The following is a 24,417-nucleotide window of genomic DNA, read 5'->3' on the forward strand; positions in this document are numbered from 1 at the left end:
ACCGATCATTGGATTTCCCTAAACTTTTACTTGTGGGAGGTTCTGCGGTCTCGTATGATATGTAACATGCCTGTGTTGATAGGAGGTTCTTGAATTGGCTGGCTCAACTGGAGAAAGACCTTTCGGAGATATTGTTACCAGTATTCGTTACTGGATTATTCATACCGTCACGATCCCCGCGTTGTTTATTGCGGGTTGGTTGTTCGTGCAGACAGGTTTAGCCTACGACGTGTTCGGCACACCTAGGCCTGATGAATACTTTACTCAAGCTCGTCAAGAGGTTCCCTTGGTCTCAGACCGCTATGAAGGGAAGCAACAGATTAACGAATTTACAAAGGGACTTTAATAAAAGCAATGACAAGTAGACTAAAAGAACCCGTTTCTTACCCTGTATTCACCGTTCGATGGTTAGCGGTCCATACATTAGGGGTGCCTTCCACATTTTTCTTGGGTGCGATCGCAGCCATGCAGTTTATTCAGCGATAGGATTTTTACATCAATGGCGACACCAAATCCCAATCGACAGCCCGTAGAGCTAAACCGAACGTCTCTCTTCCTTGGCTTGTTGCTTGTTTTCGTTCTGTCTTTGCTCATGTCGAGCTACTTTTTCAACTAATCTCATCGTCTGAGCCATGAGATTGGCATTTATTTAATTGTTCATAACTTTATCGGCCCGACTGGATTAGGAGGAAAAATCTGTGTTCGAAGATGGAAAACTGCCCTTATGGCTAGTAGGTACCATTGTGGGAACTGGCCTCATTACAATTATGGGTATCTTCTTTTACGGTGCCTATGCTGGAATTGGCTCTTCAATGTAGCAGAAGCTCACTTTATAAATAAAACGCCGTTCGTAGTTAGCGAACGGCGTTTTATTTTGCTAAAAATATTGTCGTCTGTCTACGCCGCGTCTCCTTCAACGTAGTAGAAGAAAGCAGCCATTGATACGGTAAAACCAACCAGGCAAACCAATGGAACCATAATGCTGGGGAGAATATCACTGAGCATAACGAAAATCCTATTGATAAAGAACAAGTCTCAAGTGAGCCTTGTCTAAGACAGTAGAAAGGCATGGGTGCCTTATTCACAGCCTGACTCAGACTTGTCCTAATTATTACTGTCTAACGCCCTCGAATCAAGTCAATCGTTATAAACTGTGAGCTACTTAGGGTAGAAACGTTTGATTCCTGGCGTGGTGTGATACTGCAGGCCGTCTGCAATTATTCACAATAATTGGATAATGCTACTCTGCTTGTCGTCATGATCCCCTCTCTGATTTTCGATATACGGACTGATAAACACATGTTTAGGAGATCCCCGCTTTGTCCACGTTATTGATTAGCGGTAGCGATACCGATGCTGGCAAAACTGTTGTCACCTCTGCACTATTGGCTTACCAGCAAAAGTATCTAGCTCATCAGCGCTGGGCTATCTGTAAGCCTTTGCAGTCAGGGATGGGGGATGGTGAACATTACCAGCGTTCCTTTGAGCTGACTCAACCTTTAGAGACCGTCAACCCTCTGCGTTTTCAGGAGCCGTTGGCTCCTCCCATTGCAGCGCTGCAGGAGGGCAAGACTATTGATTTAGGTTTGGCTTGGCAAACGCTACAGATGCTGCAGCAGTCTCATGAGCAGGTGCTGCTTGAAGGGGTGGGCGGTCTGGGGTCGCCCCTCACGCGAGAATTGACCGTGGCTGATCTGGCTCGGGATTGGCGACTGCCGACTGTGCTGGTGATTCCAGTGCGGCTGGGGGCTATTGGTCAGGCGGTTGCGAATGTAGCGCTGGCTCGCCAGGCGGGTGTTACCCTGCGCGGCATTGTGCTCAACTGCGTGGAACCGAGAACGGCTGAGCAGATTGCGAACTGGGCGCCCATTGATTTACTGCAGGCTTTGACCCAGGTGCCAATCTTAGGGATGCTGCCTTATCTTGAGGATTGGTCGAACCTTGATCGGTTGGCGGTGGCTGCAAAACAGCTGAATCTAGAGCTTTTGCTCTCTAAGACTTCTATGCCCACCGCCATCGCTGGAGTCTGACCCTTAGAATCACCCACACTGAGATTTGATAGTATTCGAGCCAAAACCACAGTACTAAAGCAAGGTGAGAAGCACCGGTTAATGCGGCCCATAGTATGGGAAATCCTATGGATGCCTGGGTTGGGAGTGGCGGAAACATGTAGCCAGATATGCTGATCAGGGCGGTGGGTAGCAGAATGATGGCGATACTGAGTGCCTGCAGTCCCATCGTTAGCTTGCCTGTGCTCTGGCGTTCTGGCTGCCAGCGATCGCCGTACCAGCGCCACTGTTTTGCTCGGGGGCCTGCGCCTGTCTCAAGGGTTAATGTTTGCTGAGGTAGATTGCTGGAAAAGATGTGATCGCAAAGATTACAGGAGAAAACCTCCATTAAGTACAAACCGCAGATTTGTCCTTGACGACAAAATGGGCAGGGATAGCTATCTTCGTACCGCAGCCTCCTCCAGCTATCGTTGCTAGAAGACTGGGCTGCATTAAACCCAGCGTCATCGATGAAATGGGATCTCAGCATAAGCGTGGTCGTGACGTTCTCTTCGTAGGGTAGCAGACCTCAAATGGGCCTTACTGAGTGAAGAAGCCAGTCCGAGTAAGCACAAAAAGCTCCAGAGGTCGGCCTCTGGAGCTTTTTGGAGGGATTCAATGCCTAAACTTTGTTTAGAGTTCCGAGATCATGGAGATCTTAAAGCTCTAAACTCTAGACTTATGGCTTAGCGGGCAAAGTCTGTAACTCTGCAAGCAAAGACTCGATTTGAGCACTGATATCAAGAAACTCTTCTTGATGATTAGAGCAATAGAGCGTTTTAACAGATTTTAAAACTCGGCCATCAGCCGCTAGCTCTTTATCAGAACCAGACGGAGATGAAACCTCTTGATCTAAAGGTTTAGAAATTAATGTTTGACTAGTCATTTTTACTCACTCACATGTCTGAGTAACCTAATACTATCTCGAAACGTAACGGAATGTTTCATTCAATGTGTCAATTTGCATCAACTGCCGTGAATGGCACAGGGGTCCGTTAACAAGGATGAGATTTCGTCTGTGGGTAGAACCCATCCAGAGGGTAGCATCCGTCAACAATATGTCAATGCTTGGGCATATTAACTTTAGTATTGATCTAGCTGTAGATGGCTTGGGTCTAATGCTTTCCCTCAATCAAGGTAGACTTGAAAATATACTCTCTCTTGCTTTCGAGCGTTTGGCCGCAAGTGGTCTCTGCCGCAAGTAGCCCAGCAAACTTCTGACAACTTTAGAATCGAACGTACTGTGACCCCAAGTCTGTCTATTCCTAAAACGATGCCTCAGTATTGGCCAGGGCTGATCGAGACCTATCGGCAGTATTTACCTGTCACCGCAGAGACACCGGTGGTCACGCTTAACGAAGGCAATACGCCTCTCATTCCAGTCCCTTCTGTTGCTGCTGAAATCGGGAAACAGGTTGAGGTCTTCGTGAAGTATGACGGTCTCAACCCCACCGGCAGTTTCAAAGATCGGGGCATGACGATGGCCGTCTCTAAGGCGAAAGAGGCGGGTGCCAAGGCCGTGATCTGTGCCAGCACAGGAAATACCTCTGCTGCTGCTGCCGCCTATGCGAGTCGAGGGGGGCTGAAACCCTTTGTCATTATTCCTGATGGTTACGTGGCGATGGGTAAGCTGGCGCAGGCACTTGTTTATGGCGCGGATGTGATTGCCATTGAGGGCAATTTTGATAAAGCTTTAGAGATTGTGCGGCAGATGGCGGACGCTTACCCCATCACATTGGTCAATTCACTGAACCCCTACCGGATAGAAGGTCAAAAAACTGCGGCGTTTGAAGTCGTCGATGCTTTAGGAGATGCGCCAGACTGGCTCTGTATTCCGGTCGGAAATGCAGGGAATATCACGGCCTATTGGCGCGGGTTCTGCGAATATCATCAGGAGCAGCGCTGTAGCCGTCGACCCCGAATGATGGGATTTCAAGCAGCTGGCGCGGCTCCCCTCGTGCACGGGCATCGTGTTGAAGACCCCCAGACCCTTGCCACGGCGATTCGAATTGGCAACCCTGCGAATAAGGCACTTGCGATCGCAGCTCAGCAAGAAAGTGGCGGAGAGTTTAATCCCGTTACCGATGATGAAATTCTGGCCGCCTATCGAATGCTGGCGAAGCAAGAAGGGGTTTTCTGTGAACCCGCGAGTGCGGCATCGGTTGCGGGTTTAATGAAGCATAAAGATCAGGTGCCTTCAGGAGCCACTGTTGTTTGTGTGCTGACGGGCAATGGCCTGAAGGATCCTGACATCGCTTTGCAGCAAAACACCGATCAGTTTCATCAAGGTATTGCGCCTGATTTAGAAATGATTGCCAACATTATGGACCTCTAGAGAATCTCTCGAGCTGGGCGGTTCGAAAGAACAGTACCTTTTGGCTGCTCTGGATCGGCAATAAATAGCCTCAATTCGCTGTAGTATTGCTCAAAGCCAGCTATATCGGTGTGTCAAGGCGATAAAACAAATTTTTATCTACCTTTTTTCGAATTTTTTTTCCATTTTGAGAAAAACAGTCTATAATTTTTTCAGGTGGGCTATCGATCCCCCCGTATAGCTCAGACAAGTCCTCGAAAAGGCAACTTGTCCCGAAAGGGCAAAGCGCAAATTAGTGAGCCTAAGCTTTTATTGGTAAGGCTGTCATTAATTCCGAAGGGACTTTACTTTTTTTGACAAAAGGTAAAGTCTATTTCCAGGGCATCTTGAACGAGTAATTGAAATCTGGCCATCGGAAACCAAAATGTTGGAGCCAGCTTTCGATTAGATCTACTAAATATAGACTTAACCTTCATCACCTGTAAGCCTAAGGAGTTTTGACTCCTCGCTTTACTATGGCTGGTCATTATTTGAGCCAAGCTCTTTTCCTTCCTCTGCTGGAATGGCGGTAGGTGGACTGTTGTTTCTATTGTCTGCTGCGCGTGGCGCTTTCTGAATCCCCTGCGGATAGAGAGGGGAGACTGAAGTGGGTGGCTGAGATATTTTTTGAGTTTGACGGCGACGACGGGACGTACCTTCTTCGCTTGTATCTTCGGCGATGACTTCATAGAGTAGGGCGAGTTTGTTGGGACCTTCCCCTTTTCGAAGGATGCGTCCCAGTCGCTGAATGTACTCTCGAGCAGATCCTGTGCCTGAGAGGACGATCGCAACGCTGGCGGCAGGCACGTCCACGCCTTCATTTAGGACTCGGGAAGCTACGATTCTAGGATATTCTCCTGATCGAAATCGCTGCAAAATATCGTGGCGCTCTTTAACAGGTGTTTGATGGGTAATGGCTGGAATCAAAAAATTCTGGGAAATTTGATAAACGGTGGCGTTGTCGTCGGTGAAGATCAGTGTTTGTTGCTGGTCGTGCTGTGCCAGTAGGTCGATTAAAACGCGCAGCTTCCCTTCTGTGCCGAAGGCAATACTTTTGGCTTTGCGATGGGCAAGCATCGCCCGCCGACCAGATTTCGAACGTGCGCTTTCGCGGACAAAATTTTGCCACCCCTGAAGACTACCCAAATAAATTTTGTTTTTCTGGAGGAACTGATTGCGGAGGTGGATGAGTTTTTCGTAGTCTTGGCGTTCTTGCGTTGAGAGCTTCACCTGAATCTGAATGATTTTATGTTGGGCTAGGGCGAGACCGGATAGCTCTTCTGGCGATTTTCGATAGATTTCGGGACCAATGAGCTGCGCGAGGTCTTCGTGCCTGCCGTCACTACGGTCTGGGGTGGCGGTTAAGCCAAGCCGATAGGGTGCGATCGCACCTTCGGCAATCACCCGATTAAAGTCGCTGGGCAAATGATGACATTCATCAAACACCATTAGCCCGTAAAGATTACCTAGGTTTTCAGCTTGAATCGCAGCGCTATTGTAGGTTGCCACCAGTAGCGGAGTCCGGTCTCGAGAGCCACCGCCCAATAGGCCCACCTCTGTATTTGGGAAGGCTGCCTCAAGGTGGGCATACCATTGGTGCATTAAGTCTAGGGTGGGGACAACGATCAAAGTCGAACGCTGAGTGGCCTGGATGGCCATTTGGGCTAGGTAGGTTTTCCCGGCTGCGGTGGGTAGGACAACGACGCCTTGCTTTTGGGCCTGTTGCCAAGCTGCTAATGCTTCCTGCTGATGCGGATAGGGCGTCATTTCTAAGCCCTGAAACAGCTCAAGTGTATTGTAGGCTTTGGCTTGGTCGATCAGGCGGGGATCGGAGGTTGCGATCGCATCCTTCAAAGCCCGATATTCAATGGCCGGAACGCGAAACTTTTCAATCCGATCATCCCAAGTCGCGAAGTCGAGCCAGTCTTTACCCCGAGGGGGCGGATGCAGGATCAACGTGCCGCGATCGTAGGTGAGGGTAGGATTGCGAGCCATTATCCAAAATGCCTTTAGATTTCGGGCCAGTATTCATCATCTAGAACCTGCTCCGGTGCATAGAGACACTCAGCAGGGAACTTGCTGATATCTAACCCTGTCTCGCTCGCCGCGCGTTTTCTTGCCTGTGTGTAGGTTTTGGCAAAGTCTTCTAAGAGTCGGTTTCTGAGGCTTGGACTGTCTTCAAGCAAATCATAAATGCGATCTCGATGTTCGTTGACAGTACTGATCCAGCTACTAGACCGCTTATCAGATTGGTATTGCCATTTCAGTAAGTGTATAAGCAAAATTCTCAGGTTGCTCTTCAATGCCTGCCTTTGGCTGCGTCCCAAGTCCTCCACCTCTTCAACCAAGTGTTCGATATCCAGCTCGCTAAAATTACCCTGCTTTAATAACTCCGCAGCTCTATCAACCCATTCAACAAAGTCGGTTTCGTATATCTGTTGGTGAGCTGTGGTTGATATTTGTGTGCCGGTCATACTTATTGCCAGACTTATCGACTATCACCAATCTGACATACATGCTGCGGTCATAGCTCTAAACCCAATGGCATATCTCTCGTTCAATTGTTTCACGCCAGTATTCAAGCTTAGCCACATGCGTGGGAGATTGATTCAATAGCTTTGACCACGTTCTATATTTTGTCTCTTTACGTCGACGGCCAGATGCCTTGGTAGTGGATATCTAAACACTGGCGCATTACATCTTGATGATTAAAAGCCAACTGCATTGATAATGCATCTTTTAGGGCATACCACCGCGCGTCAACGACTTCACCCTTAGAAACTTGGGGCTGCAGCTTGGGCAACTCTGCTGCTGACTCTAGGAAGAACATCAACGGGAACCGGAGCGTCACATTTTGGCGACGGAGTGGCTCGCTGTAGACAAAGTACGGCTGCTCAAGGTTGCCCTCGAACCGATACTTCTCCTGTAGCGCCAGAATGTCGATACCCAATTCTTCCCAGATTTCTCGAACGACGGCCCCACCGGCTGTTTCGTCATAGTCTAAGTAGCCGCCCGCAAGTCCCCACTTGCCCTGCTCGTCCGGCAAGTCTGTCCCGCGTTTCCCTAACGGAACGTAGGCTTCCTCGTTGCTGACCACAAACAGTGTGACCGGCACGACCGTGACGCTGCGACTAATCCAGATCTGTTCACCCTGATGCGAAATACAGCGGTTGGGTGTGCTTTGAAACTTCAAAATGTAGCCCTTGCAAACAACTTCGTTATTCTATGCCGACATCTTCCTGCAGACACTATTGCGGTGGACAAGAGAGAATTAGAGGCCGATCGACAATGATATAATGTGTGAATTAAATAATTAAAAGTTTACATTCGCCGATAAAAATTTCCTATGCCTAGACTCATCACTGACTTTGACGGTCCTATTATTGACGTCTCTGAACGTTACTACAGGGTTTATCAGTATTGCTTGGCAGCAGTCAGCCAGCCAGAGCAGCGGGTGCGGCAGCTCACGAAGCAAGAATTTTGGTCTTTGAAGAGATCGCAAGTTCCCGAGGCTCAAATTGCAATCAGATCGGGTTTAAGTGACGATCAGTCCTTCCATTTTTCTAAGCTACGCCGAGATACGGTTCACACCATGCCGTACTTTCAGTACGATACGCCGGTGCCGGGGGCCGTGGAAGCCTTGGAAATGCTGCAACAGGCTGGGTTTGATCTGGTGGTGATGACCATGCGGCGCACCCGAGAGCTAAATTACGCTCTGCAGCGGTATGATCTTGAACGCTTTTTCCCGCTGGATCGTCGTTACTGCCTCGCCAATGATTACGTGAAGACGATTGATACGAAAGATAAGCCTCTGCTGATGGCCCGAGCCATGCGAGAGCTGCCGACCACCTATTCCACCTGGATGGTGGGTGATACAGAGGCGGATATTGCTGCGGCGCAGTCTCAGGGCCTGCCTGCGATTGGGGTGTTGTCTGGGATTCGCGATCGCAAGCGGTTCGAGCAATATGGCCCAACCTACATCGCGTCTGATCTAGCTGCTGCTGTAGAGCTGGTCTTGGATCGCTGTTTGCTAGCTGTCTAATCGCTTTTGCCGCGTCGATCTTGGCAATTGATGATCGAAAGACCCTCTATCAATAGTATTTTGAAACATAGGGGTTCTATTCTGAGGACAATAATCCTCGACTCAATAAAGACTCAATAAAGACCCTGCGTAGCGATTTGGGATAAGCCGGATGAAACACATATGGAATGCCTGTCAAGGTTACAGCTTAAGACGAGGGATGGTTGCCATCACTGCCCTGCTGATGGGGCTTCAGCTCTTAATTACGGCACCGGTCTTAGCCGCTACCACTGTTCTTGATGTCCCCAACATCACGGCTGATCCTAACAACTGGGTCGCAGATGAAGCTAACCTTTTGAGTCCTATTGCTACGCGAACTGTCAACAAAACTCTCTCGCAGGTGGCGAAGCAAACCGGTAACGAAGTCCGTATGGTCACGGTTCGCGGTCTAAACTATGGCGTGACGCCACAAGCGTTTGCCGATGAGCTTTTCGAAGAGTGGTTCCCTGCTGAGTTTCAGGGCAATCAAGCTTTATTACTGTTGGACGTGAAGACAAAGGATGCTGCTATTCGCGTCGGTGAGCAGGCCAAAGATGCTATCCCAGACGACTTAGCGCAGAGCTTAGCGCTAGAGTCTCTGCTGATTCCGGTCCGCCAAGGCAACTATAATCAGGCATTTCAAGATACAGCGGCTCGAATTGAAGCTGTCCTGGCAGGCAACGCGGATCCTGGACCACCCGTGGTCGAAATCGCGCAGCTTCCCGAACGTAACTACAAGACTTCGGAAGAAACAAATGATTTCAACGCCACGATTATTGTGGTTGTTCTGTTGGCCCTAGCGACCATTGTGCCGATGGTGACTTATTTTATGTACCAAAGACCGTAGCTGCTAAACCGATCTGCTCTTTTCATTGTTCAGCAACGATTCCTCAAGTCCGGGGGATCGTTGCTTTGTTTGAAGTCTAATCTAGAAGTTCGTTAGCTATGCTGCCCACAGATTTATTGATGCACCGCTATAGTGGCGAGACTCTTGTTCCCAAACGGTTGGCGCTCAATGAAGAAAATCTTGCGATCGCAACCACCCTAATCACCTGCTTTCAGTTGGCCCAGGGCGAAACCAAAGGCAGTCTAAACCACCGCCTGCAAGAACTAGAAGGCGACAGCACCAACTACCGCATCAAGCGAGGACTGGCCCATATCTTGACGGGGCTTAGTACCTTTGAAACCATCAGTCCTTTAGAGCCACCAGATCTACGTCAGCGCACCTTTCAGCTATCAGCACAAAGCGTTGCTAGCCCGCGAGCCACCCAAATTACCCTCGAGAAAGTAGCCGATCAGCTCACCCAAAGTCTAGGGCATGATGTTCATCCCGAGCAGGTCCGCCAGGGCCTTTATGCCGACCTCGCTGACAATCAAATTTTGACCCAATTTGAAGCTCCCACTGCTGAAGCTCTGCTGCATCGCTATAATCTTTCTCAAGTCCAAGGCGTATTCTACCGGGCTAGCCAGATTATTCTCACCGCCCACCGTAATGATCCAGGAGAATATAAGCTGCTGTTTCGCTACCTCAAGCTGTTTGGCCTGATGGCCTACATTGAAGGGGATGCCGACCACGGATTCACCCTCACTATTGATGGTCCTGCCAGTCTTTTTAAAGCCAGTACACGTTACGGTTTGGCCTTAGCCAAGCTGCTGCCTGCGCTACTCCACGTCACCAAATGGAGTCTAACAGCAACCATCAATACCCGAGATACCTATACAAAAACGACCCGAACCCGTCAGTTTGCCTTAAACTCTGACTGCAGTCTGACCAGCCACTATCCGCCAGGAAAGCCTTTTGACAGCATGCTAGAAGAAAGCTTTGCCGATCGGTGGCAGAAAACGAAGACTCCATGGCAGTTAGAACGAGAGGTCGATCTGATTCCGATTCCTGGGAGTGTCATGATTCCTGATTTCCGTCTCGTTCATCCCGATGGCCGGACGTTCTTACTCGAAATCGTCGGTTACTGGCGCTCTAAGTATCTACAAAAAAAATTCGCTCAGGTCCGTAAAGCCAATCGCAGCGATTTGATCCTAGCTATCTCTGAGCGCCTCAACCTAGATAAAGCAGGCGTCAAAGTTGAAGGAACACCGGCCCAGATGATTTGGTTTAAATCAAAGCTATCTCCCAAAGCCGTGCTAGAGGTGCTGGAGCCGGCGACATGAAGATCGACATACGATTTGATCAATCAGTTACACGGGAGGTAAAAGACATTGTCCGCTGCATCTGCTCCTGAATTTGGCTGTCTCTACGGCGTGGGGGTTGGACCCGGCGATCCAGAACTCATTAGCATTAAGGGACTGCGCTGTCTTCAACAAGCCCCGATTGTTGCTTTCCCTGAAGGAATTAAAGGGGGGCCTGGTATCGCCGAGCAGATTATTGAATCTTGGATCAGTCCTTCCCAACATCGGCTTCCTCTCTCTTTTCCCTACGTTCAAGAACAATCCACTCTGGAACGGGCTTGGCATCGGGCTGCTGAACAAGTCGGTCAGTTTTTAAAGGAAGGAAGGGATGTCACCTTTGCCTGTGAAGGTGATGTCAGTTTTTATAGTACGTTTACCTATCTGTCTCAAGCTGTTCGAGCACTATACCCTCAGGCAAGAGTCGAGACGATCCCAGGAATCTGCTCACCGATGGCAGCGGCAGCAGCGGCTGGCCTACCTCTGACCGTACAGCGAGATCGCCTTGCCGTCTTACCGGCTCTCTACCGCCTAGAAGATCTAACAGCAGTCATGGCCTGGGCTGAAGTGATTGTGATGATGAAAGTTGGCTCTGTCTATCAGAAAGTGTGGTCTTTGCTCGATCAGGCTCAGCTTTTGGCCCACAGTTATGTCGTCGTTCAGGCCAGCACTACTCAACAGCAAATTTATCAGAATTTACAAAATTATCCCCAGCTTGAGCTGCCCTACTTTTCGTTGCTGATTATTCACGTCAAGGTCACTAAAGAAAAGGCATTGCCGAACTCGAGAGGGCTGTCTCGCACCTAAAATGGTGGAGCTGATTCAAAGAATAGGGTTGTGAGTAGTCATTTCTAATCGCCTTGGATTGAGCCTCAACAAGTGTTTCTTTCGATACCTTCACTCTCATCTACCCCAGGCTTAATGAGAATTCTTGCGGATACCGCAGATAATGTAGACAATAGAAAAACACTCGCCAGTGGTAGGCCCATCGCAAGCGATGTCATGTACACCTGCATCTTGTCTTAAATGGAGTTCTCCTCAATCCTTCAACTCGAAGAGATTACTAAGTCTTTTTCTCCTAAAATCCCTCCAGCGGTTGACCACGTTACCCTTGAGCTTGAGAAAGGGAATATTTTGGGTCTACTGGGGCCATCAGGGTGTGGTAAGACCACCTTACTGAGAATTATTGCTGGTTTTGAGCAGCCGCAAGGCTATCTATGTTTAGATGGTGTTCTCGTCTGTGGTCAAGGCGTTTGGGTTGCACCCGAGCATCGCTCGGTGGGAATGGTTTTTCAGGATTTTGCTTTATTCCCGCACCTGACGGTTGGCGATAATGTGGGGTTTGGGTTACAGGGCAGTCGAAAGACCGGCGATCTTTCCCGACGAGTGGCTGAAGTAATGGATCTTGTCGGTTTGCGGGGCATGGAAAAGCGCTATCCCCACGAGCTATCGGGAGGGCAGCAGCAGCGGGTGGCGCTGGCGCGGGCCTTGGCGCCCCAACCGAATTTAGTGTTGCTTGATGAACCCCTTAGCAATTTAGATGTGCAGGTGCGGCTGCGACTGCGGCAAGAGCTTCGAGATATTCTCAAGATTGCTGGGACGTCTGCTGTTTTCGTGACCCACGATCAAGAAGAAGCAATGGCAATGGCTGATCAAGTGGCCGTGATGCGAGCCGGTAAACTTGAGCAGGTCGGCAGGCCAGAAGATATTTATCAGCACCCTCAGTCTCAATTTGTGGCTGAATTTGTAACTCAGGCTAATTTCTTGCGCGTCCACCGTCAAGGAAATGACTGGCAAACGGAGGTGTCAGATTTTGCCATCGTTCCAGATGACTCAGAGACCCTCATTGATGCCGCACTGCTTGACAGCTGCTCTACAGGCACCCTTATGATTCGTCAAGAGGATTTGCAACTACGGCCTAATGCTGAATCTACCACCACGATTCGAGATCGCCAGTTCCTTGGGCGTGAATATCGTTATTGTCTCCAAACTGATTCTGGCAAGGAGTTACACGCCCGTACAGGAATCGGCCAGGCGCTGGCTATTGGTACGGCTGTGAAGTTGTCGCTGGCAACTCAACGCGTCCAGATTTTCCCAGACCTAGCCTCACCGAAATTGTCTCGCCCTATGACCTTGCAATGTTAATCCCACCGGATTGTTACCGTCGGGATCAATCGGTAATTTACTGTGGGAGATGCTTCTATTGTTGGTGCGCACTACTGGCGGCTGCTTATTTCCCTGTTTGCTGCAGCAGAAAATATTTTCTTTAGCGCCTGGGACAATGATGGATTGCGCTTGAAGGCTTCGTAGGCAACTCCAGAGCCGAGTAAAGCCATCCCCCAGAAACCGACGGCTTGAAACACTCGGCGACGCGAAAAGAAACCGCCCTGAGCAAGAGGCTCAATTGCTTCCAGTGCATCCATTGCTGATGAATACCGCTGCCGAAAATCGTAGCGCACCATCTTATCCAAGACCTCAGCCAATGCAGGGGTAACGTTGGCATACCGTCGCCAAAGAATCTCACCTGTCTTCGGATTGGCCGACAGTTTTCCCTTCGCTGGATCCCGTCCCGTTAGTGCCTGGATCGCAATCATGCCTGCTGCGTAAACGTCGCTACTGTAGTTGGGACGTCCCATCGATTGTTCCCCTGGCATGTATCCTGAGGTTCCAATCACGACGGTTCGAGAGGGTTGTCGCTGACTTTTTACAGAGCCAAAGTCAATCAAAACTACTTTTTTGTCTTTGCGTCGCCGGATTATATTAGCGGGCTTGAGATCGCGATGAATTACGCTTTGCCGATGTACAAATGCTAGCGTCGTCAGAATATCCTGAAGAAAAGCAATAACCTTCGCTTCACTCCAGCGCCGTCCCCACTGCAGCTCCTGCTTCAGATTTCGCCCATCAATATATTGCTCAACCAGAAAAAAATCTTGGTCTTCAACGAAATTGTCAAAAAGTTCAGGGACTTGGTCATACTTTCCTAAACGTTTAAGAACCTTGATTTCAGTTGAAAAGAGCCGTCTAGCCGTCCGAACCGTAAAATTATCATCGGAGTCTGTCTGCAGCTTCTTGACAATGCAGCGTCGTCTGTCTTGCTGCGTATCAATGGCGAGAAAAGTTTTGCTAAATCCACCGCCTCCCAAACTCTTGACTATTTTATAGCGATCAGCGAGCTTGCGTCCTAACATGAATTGCGAATGCCCTTGCCGTGCCTGCAGTAAACTATCATACGGCACAGCCAAACCGCGCCGGACGACTACATAGTCGTCCGGCCGATACTTTCTCTAACGAGGGAAGATATGGGTCAATCTTTCCCGTATAAAGAGAGGGTGAGGATGTCTTAGCCTGATTGTCGCTGTTGAGGCTTGACCGCCGATTCTTGCTCGCCGATGTACTTATGCCACAAACGGCCTAGGCTTCTGGCTTCATCCCGCTTTTCTGTATCAATTTGGTACATTCGCCGAGGTCGACCTCGACCCTGTACCTTCTGCCAGTAGCCTCTGATTACCCCTTCTTCTTCTAAAAACTTAAGGGCACCATATAGAACGGTATCCGATAAGCGATAAAGCGAATGCTCAGCTTCGACTAGCTGAATCAGAGCGGTTCCGTAGGAATCACCATGTTCTACTAAGACTGCCAGAATATAGCAGACAGCTACTTCCTTGCTGAGATAGATAGGTGGTGGATCTTGAAAATACTGGTAAATATCTTGAAATTTCATATTCCTGTCTCTACCAATTGGCCCCCCGATAGCAATGCAAACAGGTCTGTGCACTTGCGTAATTGTGTGATTAAAACCTCACAACTGTCGATATAAGTCAAAAATAGCGATTTTTATCACGATTTTTAACTTAACGGCATGCATTAACCTGCGATTAGGATATTATCATGTACTTTCACCAACAAGAGTTAAATTCCCCTCGACAGGCATCCTTATTTAAGGTACTTAATCTAGGCTCGAAAACCACCCCATTCTCTTAGACCTCCATTCAATATTTTATTTGATGTGTTGTTGAGGCCAGAGAACCTGTATTCTTAGCTCCTTTTGTTCTATCGACTGCAATGCTTGACTCGTGGTTCTATTGGTACCGTAAAACCGAGTGATTTACGGTTGAAGACGTCAATCAATTTGGCACTATCGACCCCATGACCCTTTGTCTACCAGCAGTATGCAATTGCCGGTTTTGCTGTGGATAAACCGAAGGAGTAGGTATCTTATACGCTAACTGCATGCTTTTTTGAGCCTAACGCTACAATCAGAGGCAGGTTTAAGGAATGAGTTAAAGAATGGCGTCGCAGGCAGATCCCAACCTTGGTCAACTTCTTCTCAATCGATATCGACTCGCTAAGTTGGTGGGGCAAGGCTCGATGGGTAGAGTCTATCTGGCTGAAGATCAAACATTGGATGGTGTTCCAGTGGCTGCAAAATTCCTGTCCCAGGCATTACTGAGCGAGAAGATGAAAACTCGGTTTGCTCAAGAAGCCCGAACTGGAGCTAAGCTGGGTCACCGTAGTAACCATATTGTCCGCGTGATTGATTACGGCGTTAATCATGCTGACGTTCCGTTCTACATCATGGAGTACATGGAGTCTGGTGGTAGTCTTAGCGATTTGATTGCGACCAAGCCGCTGGTGCTCGATCGGTTCCTCAACTTGATGCGTCAGGTTTGTCTGGGTCTTCAGGCTGCCCACGCGGGAATCAAACTCGATGGTCAGCTCTATCAGGTTGTCCATCGGGATATTAAACCGAGTAATGTGTTCATCATTCCAGATCCAGCTTTGGGAGAACTGGCTAAGGTGCTGGATTTTGGAATTGCCCAGTTTCTGTCGGACGGGATCGAAGGAACCCAGAACCGCTCATTTATGGGGACACTAGCCTATGCCTCTCCTGAGCAAATTGAGGGACAAGATATTGACGGGCGTTCTGATATCTATAGCTTAGGTATCACAATGTTTGAGGTGCTAACAGGAAGAATGCCTGTTGAACCCGCCACGAACTCCATTGGTAGCTGGTATAAAGCTCACCGTTCTCAATCTCCACGAAAGTTTTCAGAGGTTGCACCTCATCTGCAGCTGCCGGAGACTTTGGTTGATTTGATTATGGGTTGCTTGGAAAAGGGACCTGCTAATCGCCCCCAAAATATGGCTGAAATCTTAGATGTTCTTCAGCTTCTGGATCATCCTACTCCTGTAGATCCCTCTCCGGTACGTGAGCCACGGGTTGAACCAGCCTTGCCAAATCAGCAGACTCCTGAGCCAGTTCTTGAGCCAGTCCCTGAGCCAGCAGCCAAAGAAAAATCCGCTCACGGGCCAGCAACTCCCAATCCGCAACAGCTCATTTGGTCAATTGAGGGCGCTGGCTGGGATGTGCAGTGGCCTGCTGATAAGCCGATTAAAGACATTGTGTTCCCGAGTGTACTGGAGTCTGAGCACCAAGAGGCGATCGGGCTCTGGATGATGTTGTCAAGGAATGAGATTCAGCAGCGTCTTTTGAATGCTCGCTATAACCAGTTTTTGTGTACGATGCAGCCCCATCCCATGATTCTGTGGATTACGACGCTTTATGATCGTAGCCTTGGTGCGCGTTGGCTGCCTTGTTACCTAGATCTGAAGCATGCACGAGGGCGAAAGATTGCCAATTTACTGAGTCAGACAGGTTACTATCCGGTACTCTTTTTTGCTCGTGAAGATCCTGAACAGCCTGCAAATGTCCGTACGTTTTCGATTGCGCCGGATCAGCGCGTGAGGTTCCAAGAGTGGTTGCAACAGTCTAAACATGCTCTTTCGGTAGATTCCTCGATGACGAGCAAGCGGCTTCTAAAGGCTGAATTAGAAAAAAATAAGCCTAAAATTCTGCGGAAGCTGCAGCTATCGCAAGGTCAGAGTATTGCGAGTTTATTCTCTTGAGTGCAGGGGCGAAACCCCAATTTTGAGGCTATGACTTTGAAGGCGGTACAAACAGGATCGGATGCCAACTTCGGCGAATCATTTCACCCGTAAAGCTGGGAATTGACAGTTCCCATAAACGACCGAAGTGCCGAGAGGATACTGCAATGGCGCTAATGTCGAACTCAAGCGCAACCTGGTTGACTTCTGCAATGGCATTGCCGGTGCGTACCTGATAGTTAACGGTGAGATTGAGCTGTTGCAGATCTGCTTGGAGCTTTTGTAGAATCACCTGCTTATCATCAAGATGGGGCTGAAGAGATCTTTTTGCTCGTCCTGATGCCTCTACGACCCAGCAAAGCATGCAGGATTCTAGGGAATGGGGCGGACGGTTGATGGCCTGCTGTTGAATAAAAGCGATCAGTTGCTGTCCTGAAGCACTACCGTCATAGGGAATCAACAGGTAGCGAAACAGATGGCGACAGCGTAAAGAAAGCTCTTCGACTGTATACGCTGAGACTAATTGAGGTCTCAAAATGAGTAGCGGAACTGCCACAAGTTGGGCCAGCTTACAGGTCGTGCTACCAAATAGCTTCTCGTTGAGCAGGCTGTGGGTCGACATGCCTACCATCAATAGATCGCTATCGTATTTATCGATTGCTTTAACAATTGCTTCTGAGGGTTTGCCTGCGGTGACCTCAATGTTGACTGTTATGGAGTCTAGATGTGTTTCTAGAGCAGGTGCTAGCCGCTGACGAGCCTCGGACAGTTTTGTCTCGTCAACACGGGGAATGCTGCGGTCCTCTTTGAGGGGAACGCAGTGCAGAAAGGTAATCTGCTGCAGGCCCGTCTGCGCAAGGTCAGGGATAAACTGAACCAGGCGTTGAAGGCCATCAGAAAAATCTGTTGCAATGAGAAGCCGATGAAACATAGGGTAGACGAGTGATGCGGGAGTGTATCTTCATTATGCGGTGTTGGCTGACCGAATTGACTCAGTGCTAATTGATAAAGAGCCGTTTTAGAACTACCAGATTTGCTTATGTCTCAGCTCCTTTCTTTTTGGCGACGCATCTCGGGACGGGTTTATCTGGGGATCGCCGTTTTGCTGTTTGGCTCTGCTAGTGCTGTGACCCGAAGGCTAATGCAGGTTGGTGCTCTGCACAGCATTGATGGGCGCAATCCGCTCTCGTTCTGTAATGTTTTGCTGGTGGGTAATCTCTGTGCGCTGCTGGTCTTGTGTTTGGTCTATGGTCGCCCCCAGCTTTTGACTTCATTCCAGCGACTTTCGGGACGAGACTATCTGGCTCTATTGAGTGTTGCCTTGCTGGCCGGAGCGCTCGCCCCATCTCTCTTTTTCATTGCTTTGGAGCAAACTAATGTTAACAACGTTATTCTCATTGGCCGCATCGAGCCGCCTTTGACGCTGGCTCTTGCCGTGGTTTTTTTAAAGGAGCGAACGAATATTTGGATTGTTGGGGGGGGCGCTTTAGCTTTTGTCGGCGTTTTGCTCACGATTATTCTGCAGGCCCACGGTGCGGAAGAGGTGATGGTAAGTATGGGTCGCTTTGAGATCGGTCGTGGAGAACTGTGGACGCTGATGGGTGCGATCGCAACTGCCATTGCCACCGTCATCAGTCAAATTGGCCTGCGTCAGGTACCCCTAGGTTTGTTTGCAATCGTCCGTACTGCGGTCGGCTCTGCTATTTTCTTTCTGATCGTGCTTCAATTTTTTGGGGTCAACCACTTTGCTGATATTCTTACCCCTTCTGTTTGGCAGTGGATGCTGATCTATGGAGCCGTTATTGTTGCCGGCGGACAGCTTTGCTGGTTCCAAGGTCTCAAAACGACCAGCGCTGCGGAAGTGTCTCTTGCCAGTGCCTTCGGACCAATCGCAGGCTTCCTGGCAGCCTACTTTATTCTTGGGGAGCCTCCGACCGTGGCTCAATGGATTGGAGGTCTTGTACTTATGGCAGGGATTGCTCTCAATCAATTGGGTGTTTCTCGACAGATTGCGAAGCAGAAAACCAGCGTAGGGTTACAGGAGCTGGACCTCGAAGTTGGGTTTAAAGGTATTTAGCACAACGATCAGGGTACTTTAGAGATAGTCGGCATGAGATTGTATCGCATTGTGTGCAATCAGAGGCAATTTGTATCTGTTTCCGTACAAGCACGGTGTGCGCTAAGCCTTAACAAATACTACACTTAAGTCAACATTCGTTTGTCTTTATTGTGTAAGCACCTATCTAATTGGGCTGCCGATTGTCCGTTCTAGCTCCTCGTTCTTGGCTGGAAAAAGCAAGTATTGAAAGCTTCACTGCTTGCACCCCCAAGTCTTTAGCGAGGTTACTGGTTGATATCTATGGCCTGCAAGCCGTCATGCTAGGACCGACTGTAGACACCCTGAAGATCGTCTCTCATTATGAGTTCAGCGCAATCTATCACTAGCCTCCCGCAGGAGATGAAAGCTTTGGCCAGTAAAGGTCTAGTGCTGATTGTTGACGATACTCCTAACAATATTCAAATTCTTTCTGAAGCACTGATCCAGCAGGGATATCAAGTGCGAGGTGCCGTCAACGGTTCTATGAGCCTGATCAGTGTCAAGCATCTGAGGCCGGACGTAATCTTGCTGGATATCAAAATGTCCGATATGGACGGCTACGAAGTCTGCCGTCAGCTCAAGTCTGACCCTGAGACGGCGAGTATCCCAGTGATTTTTATCAGTGCGCTGGATGATGCCTTAAACAAGGTGAAGGCCTTTGCCGTGGGGGGCGTTGATTACGTCACGAAGCCCTTTCAGTTTCCTGAGGTGCTCGCTCGAATTGAAAATCAGTTGACCATTGGCCGACTACAGGATGACTTGCAGAGTCAAAATCTGCGCTTGCAGCAAGAAGTGCGAGAGCGCATCGCGGTGGAAGCACAGGTGCATCGCTTAAATGCAGAGCTTGAAGAACGTGTGAAGCAGCGAACGCTGCAGCTCGAACAAGAAATTGTTGAACGGGAGCAAGCTCAGGAGCAGTTACGGTATCGAGCGATGCATGATCCGCTCACGCGCCTGCCCAACCGGACATTGCTGATGCAGTGTTTAGAGGAGGCGATCGATAAAACGCAGCAGTCCTCTGGCTTTGCCTTTGCGGTTCTCTTTTTGGATTGCGATCGCTTCAAAATTGTCAATGATTCCCTTGGACACTTTGTGGGTGATCAGTTTCTAATTGCCATTGCTGAGCGTCTTCAGTGTTGTTTGCCACCGGAGACTACCTTGGCCCGTCTCGGAGGCGATGAGTTTACGGTTCTCCTTGACGATCTCAGCCAGCTATCTGAGGCAACGGCAGTGGCCCAAACCATTCAAGCTGCTTTGAGCGCGCCTTTCCAGATTGACGGTCACGAATTTTTTATCACGGCCAGCATTGGTATCGTGCATAGCTGCTGGGGTTATCTGACCCCCGTCGATATTCTTAGAGATGCCGACACCGCTATGTATCGGGCTAAAGCACAGGGGCGTAACGGTAGCCGCTATCAGGTTTTTGATCCGAGTATGCATGCCGATGCCCAGACGAGTCTGCTACTGGATACCGATTTGCACCGGGCTATCGAGCGCCAAGAGTTTTTCCTGCATTACCAGCCCATTGTTTCGTTAGCTACTGGAGAAATTCAAGGATTTGAAGCGTTAGTGCGCTGGCAGCATCCTGAACGGGGTCCGGTTTCGCCGGGGGACTTCATCCCTGTTGCGGAAGAGACGGGTTTGATTGTTCCCATTGGCCAGTGGGTTTTTCGTGAAGCCTGCCGTCAGTTGAAGACCTGGCAGCATCAAAAGCTGCTGCGTGGACCGATGTATATCTGTATAAATTTGTCAGTCAAACAATTCTCACAGCCTGATTTAATCGAGCAGATTGATCAGGTTTTGCAGGAGACAGGACTTGAGGGGCGCTACCTAAAGCTAGAAATCACAGAAAGCGCGATCATGAATAATTCGACCTCTGCCGCTGAAATTCTAGAACGGTTAAGCGATCGCAACATTCAGCTCAGTATTGATGACTTTGGCACCGGCTATTCTTCCTTGAGCTATCTTCATTATTTCCCCGTTGATACCCTCAAGGTCGATCGTTCTTTTATTAACAGCATGGCGCAGACCCATAAAACCCCTGCAATTGTGCAAGCCATCATCACCCTCGCCCATAATTTGGGGATGGACGTCGTTGCGGAAGGAATTGAAACACCTGAGCAACGCCATCGCTTGGCAGAGCTAGGTTGTCAATATGGTCAGGGCTATTTATTCTCGAAGCCCGTTGACACTCAAGCCGTTGTTGGGATGCTTAGCCATCGGGATCAGATTTTGCTTGGTTCTTAAACCATGACTCTCTTCGTCAGTATTCGACGTACTTGCAGTCAGAAAATTGTGGTACCTATAGATTTGAGCGGTTCTTAGATCCGCTGCCCTAATCAAACCCCTCAACCTATGACATCTGACACCTCCATTGGTATTGCTGTTGTCGGCACTGGCTTCGGTCAAAAAGTGCATATTCCAGCCTTTCAAGATGCTGCAGCCACTGAAGTCGTGGCCGTCTACAACCGCGATCGTTCCAAGGCTCAGCAGGTTGCTGCTGCTCATCAGATTGACAATGCGGCTGACTCCCTCGAGGAAATTGTCAGTCTGCCGGGTGTGCAAGGTGTGAGTCTTTCTACGCCTCCCTTCTTGCACTATGAGATGGCCCAAAAGATTCTTAAGGCCGGGAAGCATCTGTTTCTAGAGAAGCCCACCACACTCACCGCATCTGAGGCTAAGTCTCTGCATGTTCTGGCGCAGCAACATCAGGTACAGGCAACCTTGAACTTTGAATTTAGATTTGTCCCTGCCTGGATGCATCTGAAGCACCTTTTAGACCAGACCTACGTCGGGCAAACGCGGCTGATTAAGGTTGATTGGCTTGTAGGTGGACGGGCGGATCCCCAGCGTCCCTGGAGCTGGCATGCAAGCAAAGAACTGGGTGGCGGCTCTCTAGGGGCTTTGGGTTCTCACACCTTCGACTACATTGCCTGGTTATTTGGCTCTGTTAAGCGTCTATCGGCGCAGCTGATCACCTCTATTCAGCAGAGACCTGACCCCCAGACTGGGCGGGCAAAGTCGGTGGATGCTGACGATACCTGCGTTCTGATGCTGGAGCTGATGAGTGGCACGATCTGCCAAGTGAATATCAGCGCGACTGCCTATGCCGGACGGGGGCACTGGGTTGAGGTCTATGGCGATCGCGGCACCTTGGTGCTGGGCATGAATACCCCCAACGATTATGTTCACGGTTTTGAGCTTCAGGGCAGCCAAAGCGGTGCGCCACTGGAGACGATTGAGATTCCTGATTTTCTGGAGTTTCAGCAAACCTATGATGATGGCCGTATTGCCCCCACTAAACGGGTGATCGATCACTGGGCTGAGATGATTCAAACGGGTAAGGAAACGGCTCCCTCTCTGCGAGAGGGAGTTTATTCGCAGTTGTTAATGGACTTAGCCCATCAATCTCATCAACAGCAGTGCTGGGTCGATGTCCCGGTGCTGGAGACCTTCCTGGCGTAGTCTTGTGGTTCTCTGGAGCCGTTAATGGATGGCGTTGGGCCCACTGAGGGCAGACTAAGACAGAGTATTGCCCTACCGTTTGAAGACTACCCATGAGCACTGCACTGCGCCAAAGATTCCAGCAATTGAGGTTTCCTAAAACTTCGTCTCATGCTGTGGCGCTTGTGGAGGACTCCGTGGCGCTGCGCGTCAGCGTGCAGGCTTTGGTGTCGGTTGGTATCCTGGCGACGGATATGGCTGCCGCTACAGGGAACGGGCTATGGGCCATTCCCTTGAGTTTGATGGGGGCAGCTTGGAGCTACCGCCAACGGCGTCGACGTAATCTGGGGGCCAAGATTGGTATTGCAGTGGGAATGCTGCTGGTTTTATTCTTTTTTCTGTCTCGGCTGGTGACGCAATTGGGCGATTCACGAGTTGCCCTCGCTGAACTCTTGATTCAGCTGCAGGTTTTACATACCTTCGATATGCCTCGGCGAAAAGATCTGGGCTATTCTGCCGTGATTGGCGTTATTTTGCTGGGGGTTGCGGCGACAATCAGTGAGACGACAGCTTTTGGGGGATTTTTACTTCTATTTTTAGCGATTGCTCTCCCGGTGTTGATGCTGGACTATCGCTCTCGCTTGGGTCTGGGAGCAGTCAAGCAGCAGATCTCCCTTGCGCCGCGCAGGCTTCTCGGGGTTCTGCTCACCGTAGTTATCCTGGGGCTAACGATTTTTGCGCTATTGCCTCGACTTCCGGGGTATCAAATCCGAACGTTTCCAGTCAGCAATCCCATTGAGTTTCAGGGACAGTTTGATGGTCAAAAGATTGTCAACCCTGGCTATGTGAAGGGCGATCCCTCTCAGGCTGGAGAAGGCGGTCAAACTTTTGCTGATGGGGCTGAAACCGGCCAGCTTGATTCTGAGTTTTACAGTGGTTTCAACCAGACCATGAACCAGAATTTGCGCGGTAGCCTGACGCCAAAGGTAGTGATGCGGGTGAGATCGCAAGCTGAGGGATTTTGGCGAGTTCTCTCCTTTGACCAATACACCGGCCAAGGCTGGACCATCTCACGCAATGACAACGTCAAGACCCTGAAGCGTCCGGCTTGGTCCTATCGCTTTTTTACGCCTCCGACAGTGGCCCAAGGTCAAAGCAAAGAGATTGTTCAAACCTATTCTATTCTGGCGGATTTCCCGAATCTGATTCCGGCCCTGAGTCAGCCTAAAGAGATTTATTTCCCTACCCGAGAGATTGCTGTTGATTTAGAGGGAAGCTTACGATCGCCCGTTCAGCTAGAGGAGGGGCTTACCTACACCGTGATTTCAGAGGTGCCCTACCGTGATCGCACCCTACTGAGCCAAGCGACCACAGACTATCCCGCAAAGATTCAGCCCTATCTCCAGATTCCGGTTGAGATTGCCCAACCTGTGCGCCAGCAGGCAGAGGAATTACTGTCTAAGGCTGACCAGATGCCCACCTCGGCCTATGAAAAGTCTCTGTTCCTTGCCCAGGCACTCAAGCAAAACTACACCCTCCAGCCCAATCTGCCGCCGCTAACTGACGATCAGGATTTGGTGGATGCCTTTTTGTTTCAGTATGAGGGCGGGTACCCTGATCATTTCTCCACGACGCTGACGGTGATGCTGCGCTCTTTGGGCATTCCGGCCCGGTTGACGACGGGATTTGGTTCGGGTCAGTTCAATGCTTTGACGGGCATGTACGTGGTCAAGAACACCGATGCCTATGCGATTACTGAAGTGTACTTTCCGAAGTATGGCTGGTTCGCTTTTGATCCGATTCCAGGCCATGCTTTGGTTCCGCCTTCGGTGGAGCAGAATCAGACCTTCACGGTGCTGCGTCAGTTCTGGAACTGGGTGGCAGGATGGTTGCCGTCTCCGCTCACGGGACTGCTGAGTGGTTTATTCGCCCTAATTGCGTCTGCTTTTGCTCGCCTCAGCCTTTTGAGCGGCTGGCAAGGGATTGTGACCGGGTTGCTCTTGGTTGTGGGGCTTGTATTCGCTGGCTGGCTAGGCCGACTGCTGTGGCGTAGCTGGCGCTATCGTCGCTGGCTGTCAACGCTACCGCCAATTGTGCGGCTCTACCAGCAAATGCTGAAGCAGCTTAGGGAACGTGGTCTACCCAAGCGATCTCAACAGACACCGCAGGAATACGTCCAGCAGATTCAACAGCAGTCTCCTGGACTAGCTGATATTGTTGCTGAAATTTCCCATGCCTATGTGGGGTGGCGTTATGGAGGACGACCGGCCAATTTGCCTTACCTGCGTCAGCAGCTCCGGGCGTTGATGAAAATGAGGTCTCGATCCGTTAAGTAGATCGCACAGGG

At 49.8% G+C, this 24,417-nt stretch carries 25 protein-coding genes and 1 riboswitch; of the genes, 16 read left to right on the forward strand and 9 right to left on the reverse strand.

The genetic code is table 11. The features are described 5' to 3' along the window. Positions 1–94 precede the first annotated feature (94 nt). The 4 genes from psbE (at position 95) to C1752_RS13130 (ending at position 818) form a co-directional block, all read left to right on the forward strand. Positions 95–346 (forward strand): cytochrome b559 subunit alpha, encoded by a 252-nt coding sequence (psbE, locus tag C1752_RS13115; protein WP_110986520.1) that lies wholly within the window; start codon positions 95–97, stop codon positions 344–346. 8 nt (positions 347–354) lie between these two features. Further along, a complete protein-coding gene (gene psbF, locus C1752_RS13120; RefSeq protein ID WP_110986521.1) occupies positions 355–486 on the forward strand; it encodes a cytochrome b559 subunit beta in 132 nt (43 codons plus the stop codon). Positions 487–499: 13 nt separating this feature from the next. Next, positions 500–616, forward strand: coding sequence for a photosystem II reaction center protein PsbL (gene psbL, locus C1752_RS13125; protein WP_110986522.1), 117 nt, complete (start codon positions 500–502; stop codon positions 614–616). Between the two features lie 82 nt (positions 617–698). Then, a complete protein-coding gene (locus C1752_RS13130) occupies positions 699–818 on the forward strand; it encodes a photosystem II reaction center protein J (protein ID WP_110986523.1) in 120 nt (39 codons plus the stop codon). Positions 819–897: 79 nt separating this feature from the next. Here C1752_RS13130 and C1752_RS30415 read toward each other — a convergent pair whose 3' ends face one another. Continuing rightward, positions 898–1,005 (reverse strand): photosystem I reaction center subunit VIII, encoded by a 108-nt coding sequence (locus tag C1752_RS30415; protein WP_110986524.1) that lies wholly within the window; start codon positions 1,003–1,005, stop codon positions 898–900. A 314-nt stretch (positions 1,006–1,319) separates the two neighbouring features. Here C1752_RS30415 and bioD point away from each other — a divergent pair, with 314 nt between their 5' ends. After that, positions 1,320–2,030, forward strand: coding sequence for a dethiobiotin synthase (bioD, locus tag C1752_RS13140; protein WP_110986525.1), 711 nt, complete (start codon positions 1,320–1,322; stop codon positions 2,028–2,030). On the opposite strand, the gene C1752_RS13145 is transcribed toward bioD, so the two are convergent. Both C1752_RS13145 and C1752_RS13150 read right to left on the reverse strand, forming a co-directional pair. Next, complete coding sequence (locus C1752_RS13145) at positions 2,002–2,538, reverse strand: hypothetical protein (protein ID WP_146242336.1); 537 nt, start codon at positions 2,536–2,538, stop codon at positions 2,002–2,004. The two genes, bioD and C1752_RS13145, sit on opposite strands and share 29 nt — an antisense overlap. 189 nt (positions 2,539–2,727) lie before the next feature. Beyond that, entirely contained in the window at positions 2,728–2,934 is a 207-nt protein-coding gene (locus tag C1752_RS13150) for a hypothetical protein (RefSeq protein ID WP_110986527.1), read from the reverse strand. Between the two features lie 357 nt (positions 2,935–3,291). On the opposite strand from C1752_RS13150, the gene thrC reads away from it, so the two are divergent. Beyond that, complete coding sequence (gene thrC / locus C1752_RS13155; protein WP_110986528.1) at positions 3,292–4,383, forward strand: threonine synthase; 1,092 nt, start codon at positions 3,292–3,294, stop codon at positions 4,381–4,383. 230 nt (positions 4,384–4,613) lie between these two features. After that, positions 4,614–4,700, forward strand: a riboswitch (cyclic di-GMP riboswitch). Between the two features lie 175 nt (positions 4,701–4,875). On the opposite strand, the gene C1752_RS13160 is transcribed toward thrC, so the two are convergent. The 3 genes from C1752_RS13160 to C1752_RS13170 form a co-directional block, all read right to left on the reverse strand. Beyond that, positions 4,876–6,396 carry a DEAD/DEAH box helicase gene (locus tag C1752_RS13160; protein WP_110986529.1) on the reverse strand — a complete coding sequence of 507 codons (1,521 nt, stop codon included), beginning with the start codon at positions 6,394–6,396 and terminating at the stop codon, positions 4,876–4,878. Positions 6,397–6,410: 14 nt separating this feature from the next. Further along, positions 6,411–6,875 carry a DUF29 domain-containing protein gene (locus C1752_RS13165; protein WP_110986530.1) on the reverse strand — a complete coding sequence of 155 codons (465 nt, stop codon included), beginning with the start codon at positions 6,873–6,875 and terminating at the stop codon, positions 6,411–6,413. 170 nt (positions 6,876–7,045) lie between these two features. Beyond that, entirely contained in the window at positions 7,046–7,594 is a 549-nt protein-coding gene (locus tag C1752_RS13170; RefSeq protein WP_110986531.1) for an NUDIX domain-containing protein, read from the reverse strand. Between the two features lie 153 nt (positions 7,595–7,747). On the opposite strand from C1752_RS13170, the gene C1752_RS13175 reads away from it, so the two are divergent. From C1752_RS13175 to C1752_RS13195, 5 genes are all read left to right on the forward strand, one after another. Then, entirely contained in the window at positions 7,748–8,443 is a 696-nt protein-coding gene (locus C1752_RS13175; RefSeq protein ID WP_110986532.1) for an HAD family hydrolase, read from the forward strand. A gap of 151 nt (positions 8,444–8,594) precedes the next feature. Beyond that, the gene (psb32, locus tag C1752_RS13180; RefSeq protein WP_110986533.1) at positions 8,595–9,308 is read left to right on the forward strand and encodes a photosystem II repair protein Psb32; all 714 of its coding nucleotides are present in this window, start codon (positions 8,595–8,597) and stop codon (positions 9,306–9,308) included. Between the two features lie 98 nt (positions 9,309–9,406). Beyond that, positions 9,407–10,627 (forward strand): DUF790 family protein, encoded by a 1,221-nt coding sequence (locus C1752_RS13185; RefSeq protein ID WP_110986534.1) that lies wholly within the window; start codon positions 9,407–9,409, stop codon positions 10,625–10,627. 48 nt (positions 10,628–10,675) lie between these two features. Then, positions 10,676–11,449 carry a precorrin-2 C(20)-methyltransferase gene (locus C1752_RS13190; RefSeq protein ID WP_110986535.1) on the forward strand — a complete coding sequence of 258 codons (774 nt, stop codon included), beginning with the start codon at positions 10,676–10,678 and terminating at the stop codon, positions 11,447–11,449. A gap of 219 nt (positions 11,450–11,668) precedes the next feature. Continuing rightward, positions 11,669–12,787: an ABC transporter ATP-binding protein gene (locus C1752_RS13195; RefSeq protein ID WP_110986536.1), complete on the forward strand. Its 1,119-nt coding sequence runs from the start codon at positions 11,669–11,671 to the stop codon at positions 12,785–12,787. A 71-nt stretch (positions 12,788–12,858) separates the two neighbouring features. Here C1752_RS13195 and C1752_RS13200 read toward each other — a convergent pair whose 3' ends face one another. Both C1752_RS13200 and C1752_RS13205 read right to left on the reverse strand, forming a co-directional pair. Continuing rightward, entirely contained in the window at positions 12,859–13,830 is a 972-nt protein-coding gene (locus tag C1752_RS13200; RefSeq protein ID WP_110986537.1) for a serine/threonine-protein kinase, read from the reverse strand. A gap of 152 nt (positions 13,831–13,982) precedes the next feature. Next, positions 13,983–14,363 carry a PadR family transcriptional regulator gene (locus C1752_RS13205; protein WP_110986538.1) on the reverse strand — a complete coding sequence of 127 codons (381 nt, stop codon included), beginning with the start codon at positions 14,361–14,363 and terminating at the stop codon, positions 13,983–13,985. Between the two features lie 566 nt (positions 14,364–14,929). Here C1752_RS13205 and C1752_RS13210 point away from each other — a divergent pair. Continuing rightward, complete coding sequence (locus tag C1752_RS13210; RefSeq protein ID WP_110986539.1) at positions 14,930–16,549, forward strand: protein kinase domain-containing protein; 1,620 nt, start codon at positions 14,930–14,932, stop codon at positions 16,547–16,549. A gap of 28 nt (positions 16,550–16,577) precedes the next feature. Here the strand turns inward: C1752_RS13210 and C1752_RS13215 are convergent, their stop codons facing one another. Next, a complete protein-coding gene (locus C1752_RS13215) occupies positions 16,578–17,459 on the reverse strand; it encodes a universal stress protein (RefSeq protein WP_110986540.1) in 882 nt (293 codons plus the stop codon). Positions 17,460–17,567: 108 nt separating this feature from the next. Between C1752_RS13215 and C1752_RS13220 the strand changes: the two genes are divergently transcribed. From C1752_RS13220 to C1752_RS13235, 4 genes are all read left to right on the forward strand, one after another. Next, the gene (locus C1752_RS13220) at positions 17,568–18,605 is read left to right on the forward strand and encodes a DMT family transporter (RefSeq protein ID WP_110986541.1); all 1,038 of its coding nucleotides are present in this window, start codon (positions 17,568–17,570) and stop codon (positions 18,603–18,605) included. Positions 18,606–18,947: 342 nt separating this feature from the next. Next, on the forward strand, positions 18,948–20,873 hold the full coding sequence (locus tag C1752_RS13225) for a two-component system response regulator (protein WP_199464387.1): 1,926 nt from the start codon (positions 18,948–18,950) through the stop codon (positions 20,871–20,873). Positions 20,874–20,981: 108 nt separating this feature from the next. Further along, a complete protein-coding gene (locus C1752_RS13230) occupies positions 20,982–22,091 on the forward strand; it encodes a Gfo/Idh/MocA family protein (protein ID WP_110986542.1) in 1,110 nt (369 codons plus the stop codon). A gap of 92 nt (positions 22,092–22,183) precedes the next feature. Continuing rightward, entirely contained in the window at positions 22,184–24,406 is a 2,223-nt protein-coding gene (locus C1752_RS13235) for a transglutaminase TgpA family protein (RefSeq protein WP_110986543.1), read from the forward strand. Positions 24,407–24,417 lie beyond the last annotated feature (11 nt).

Source organism: Acaryochloris thomasi RCC1774, assembly GCF_003231495.1.
Lineage (GTDB): Bacteria > Cyanobacteriota > Cyanobacteriia > Thermosynechococcales > Thermosynechococcaceae > RCC1774.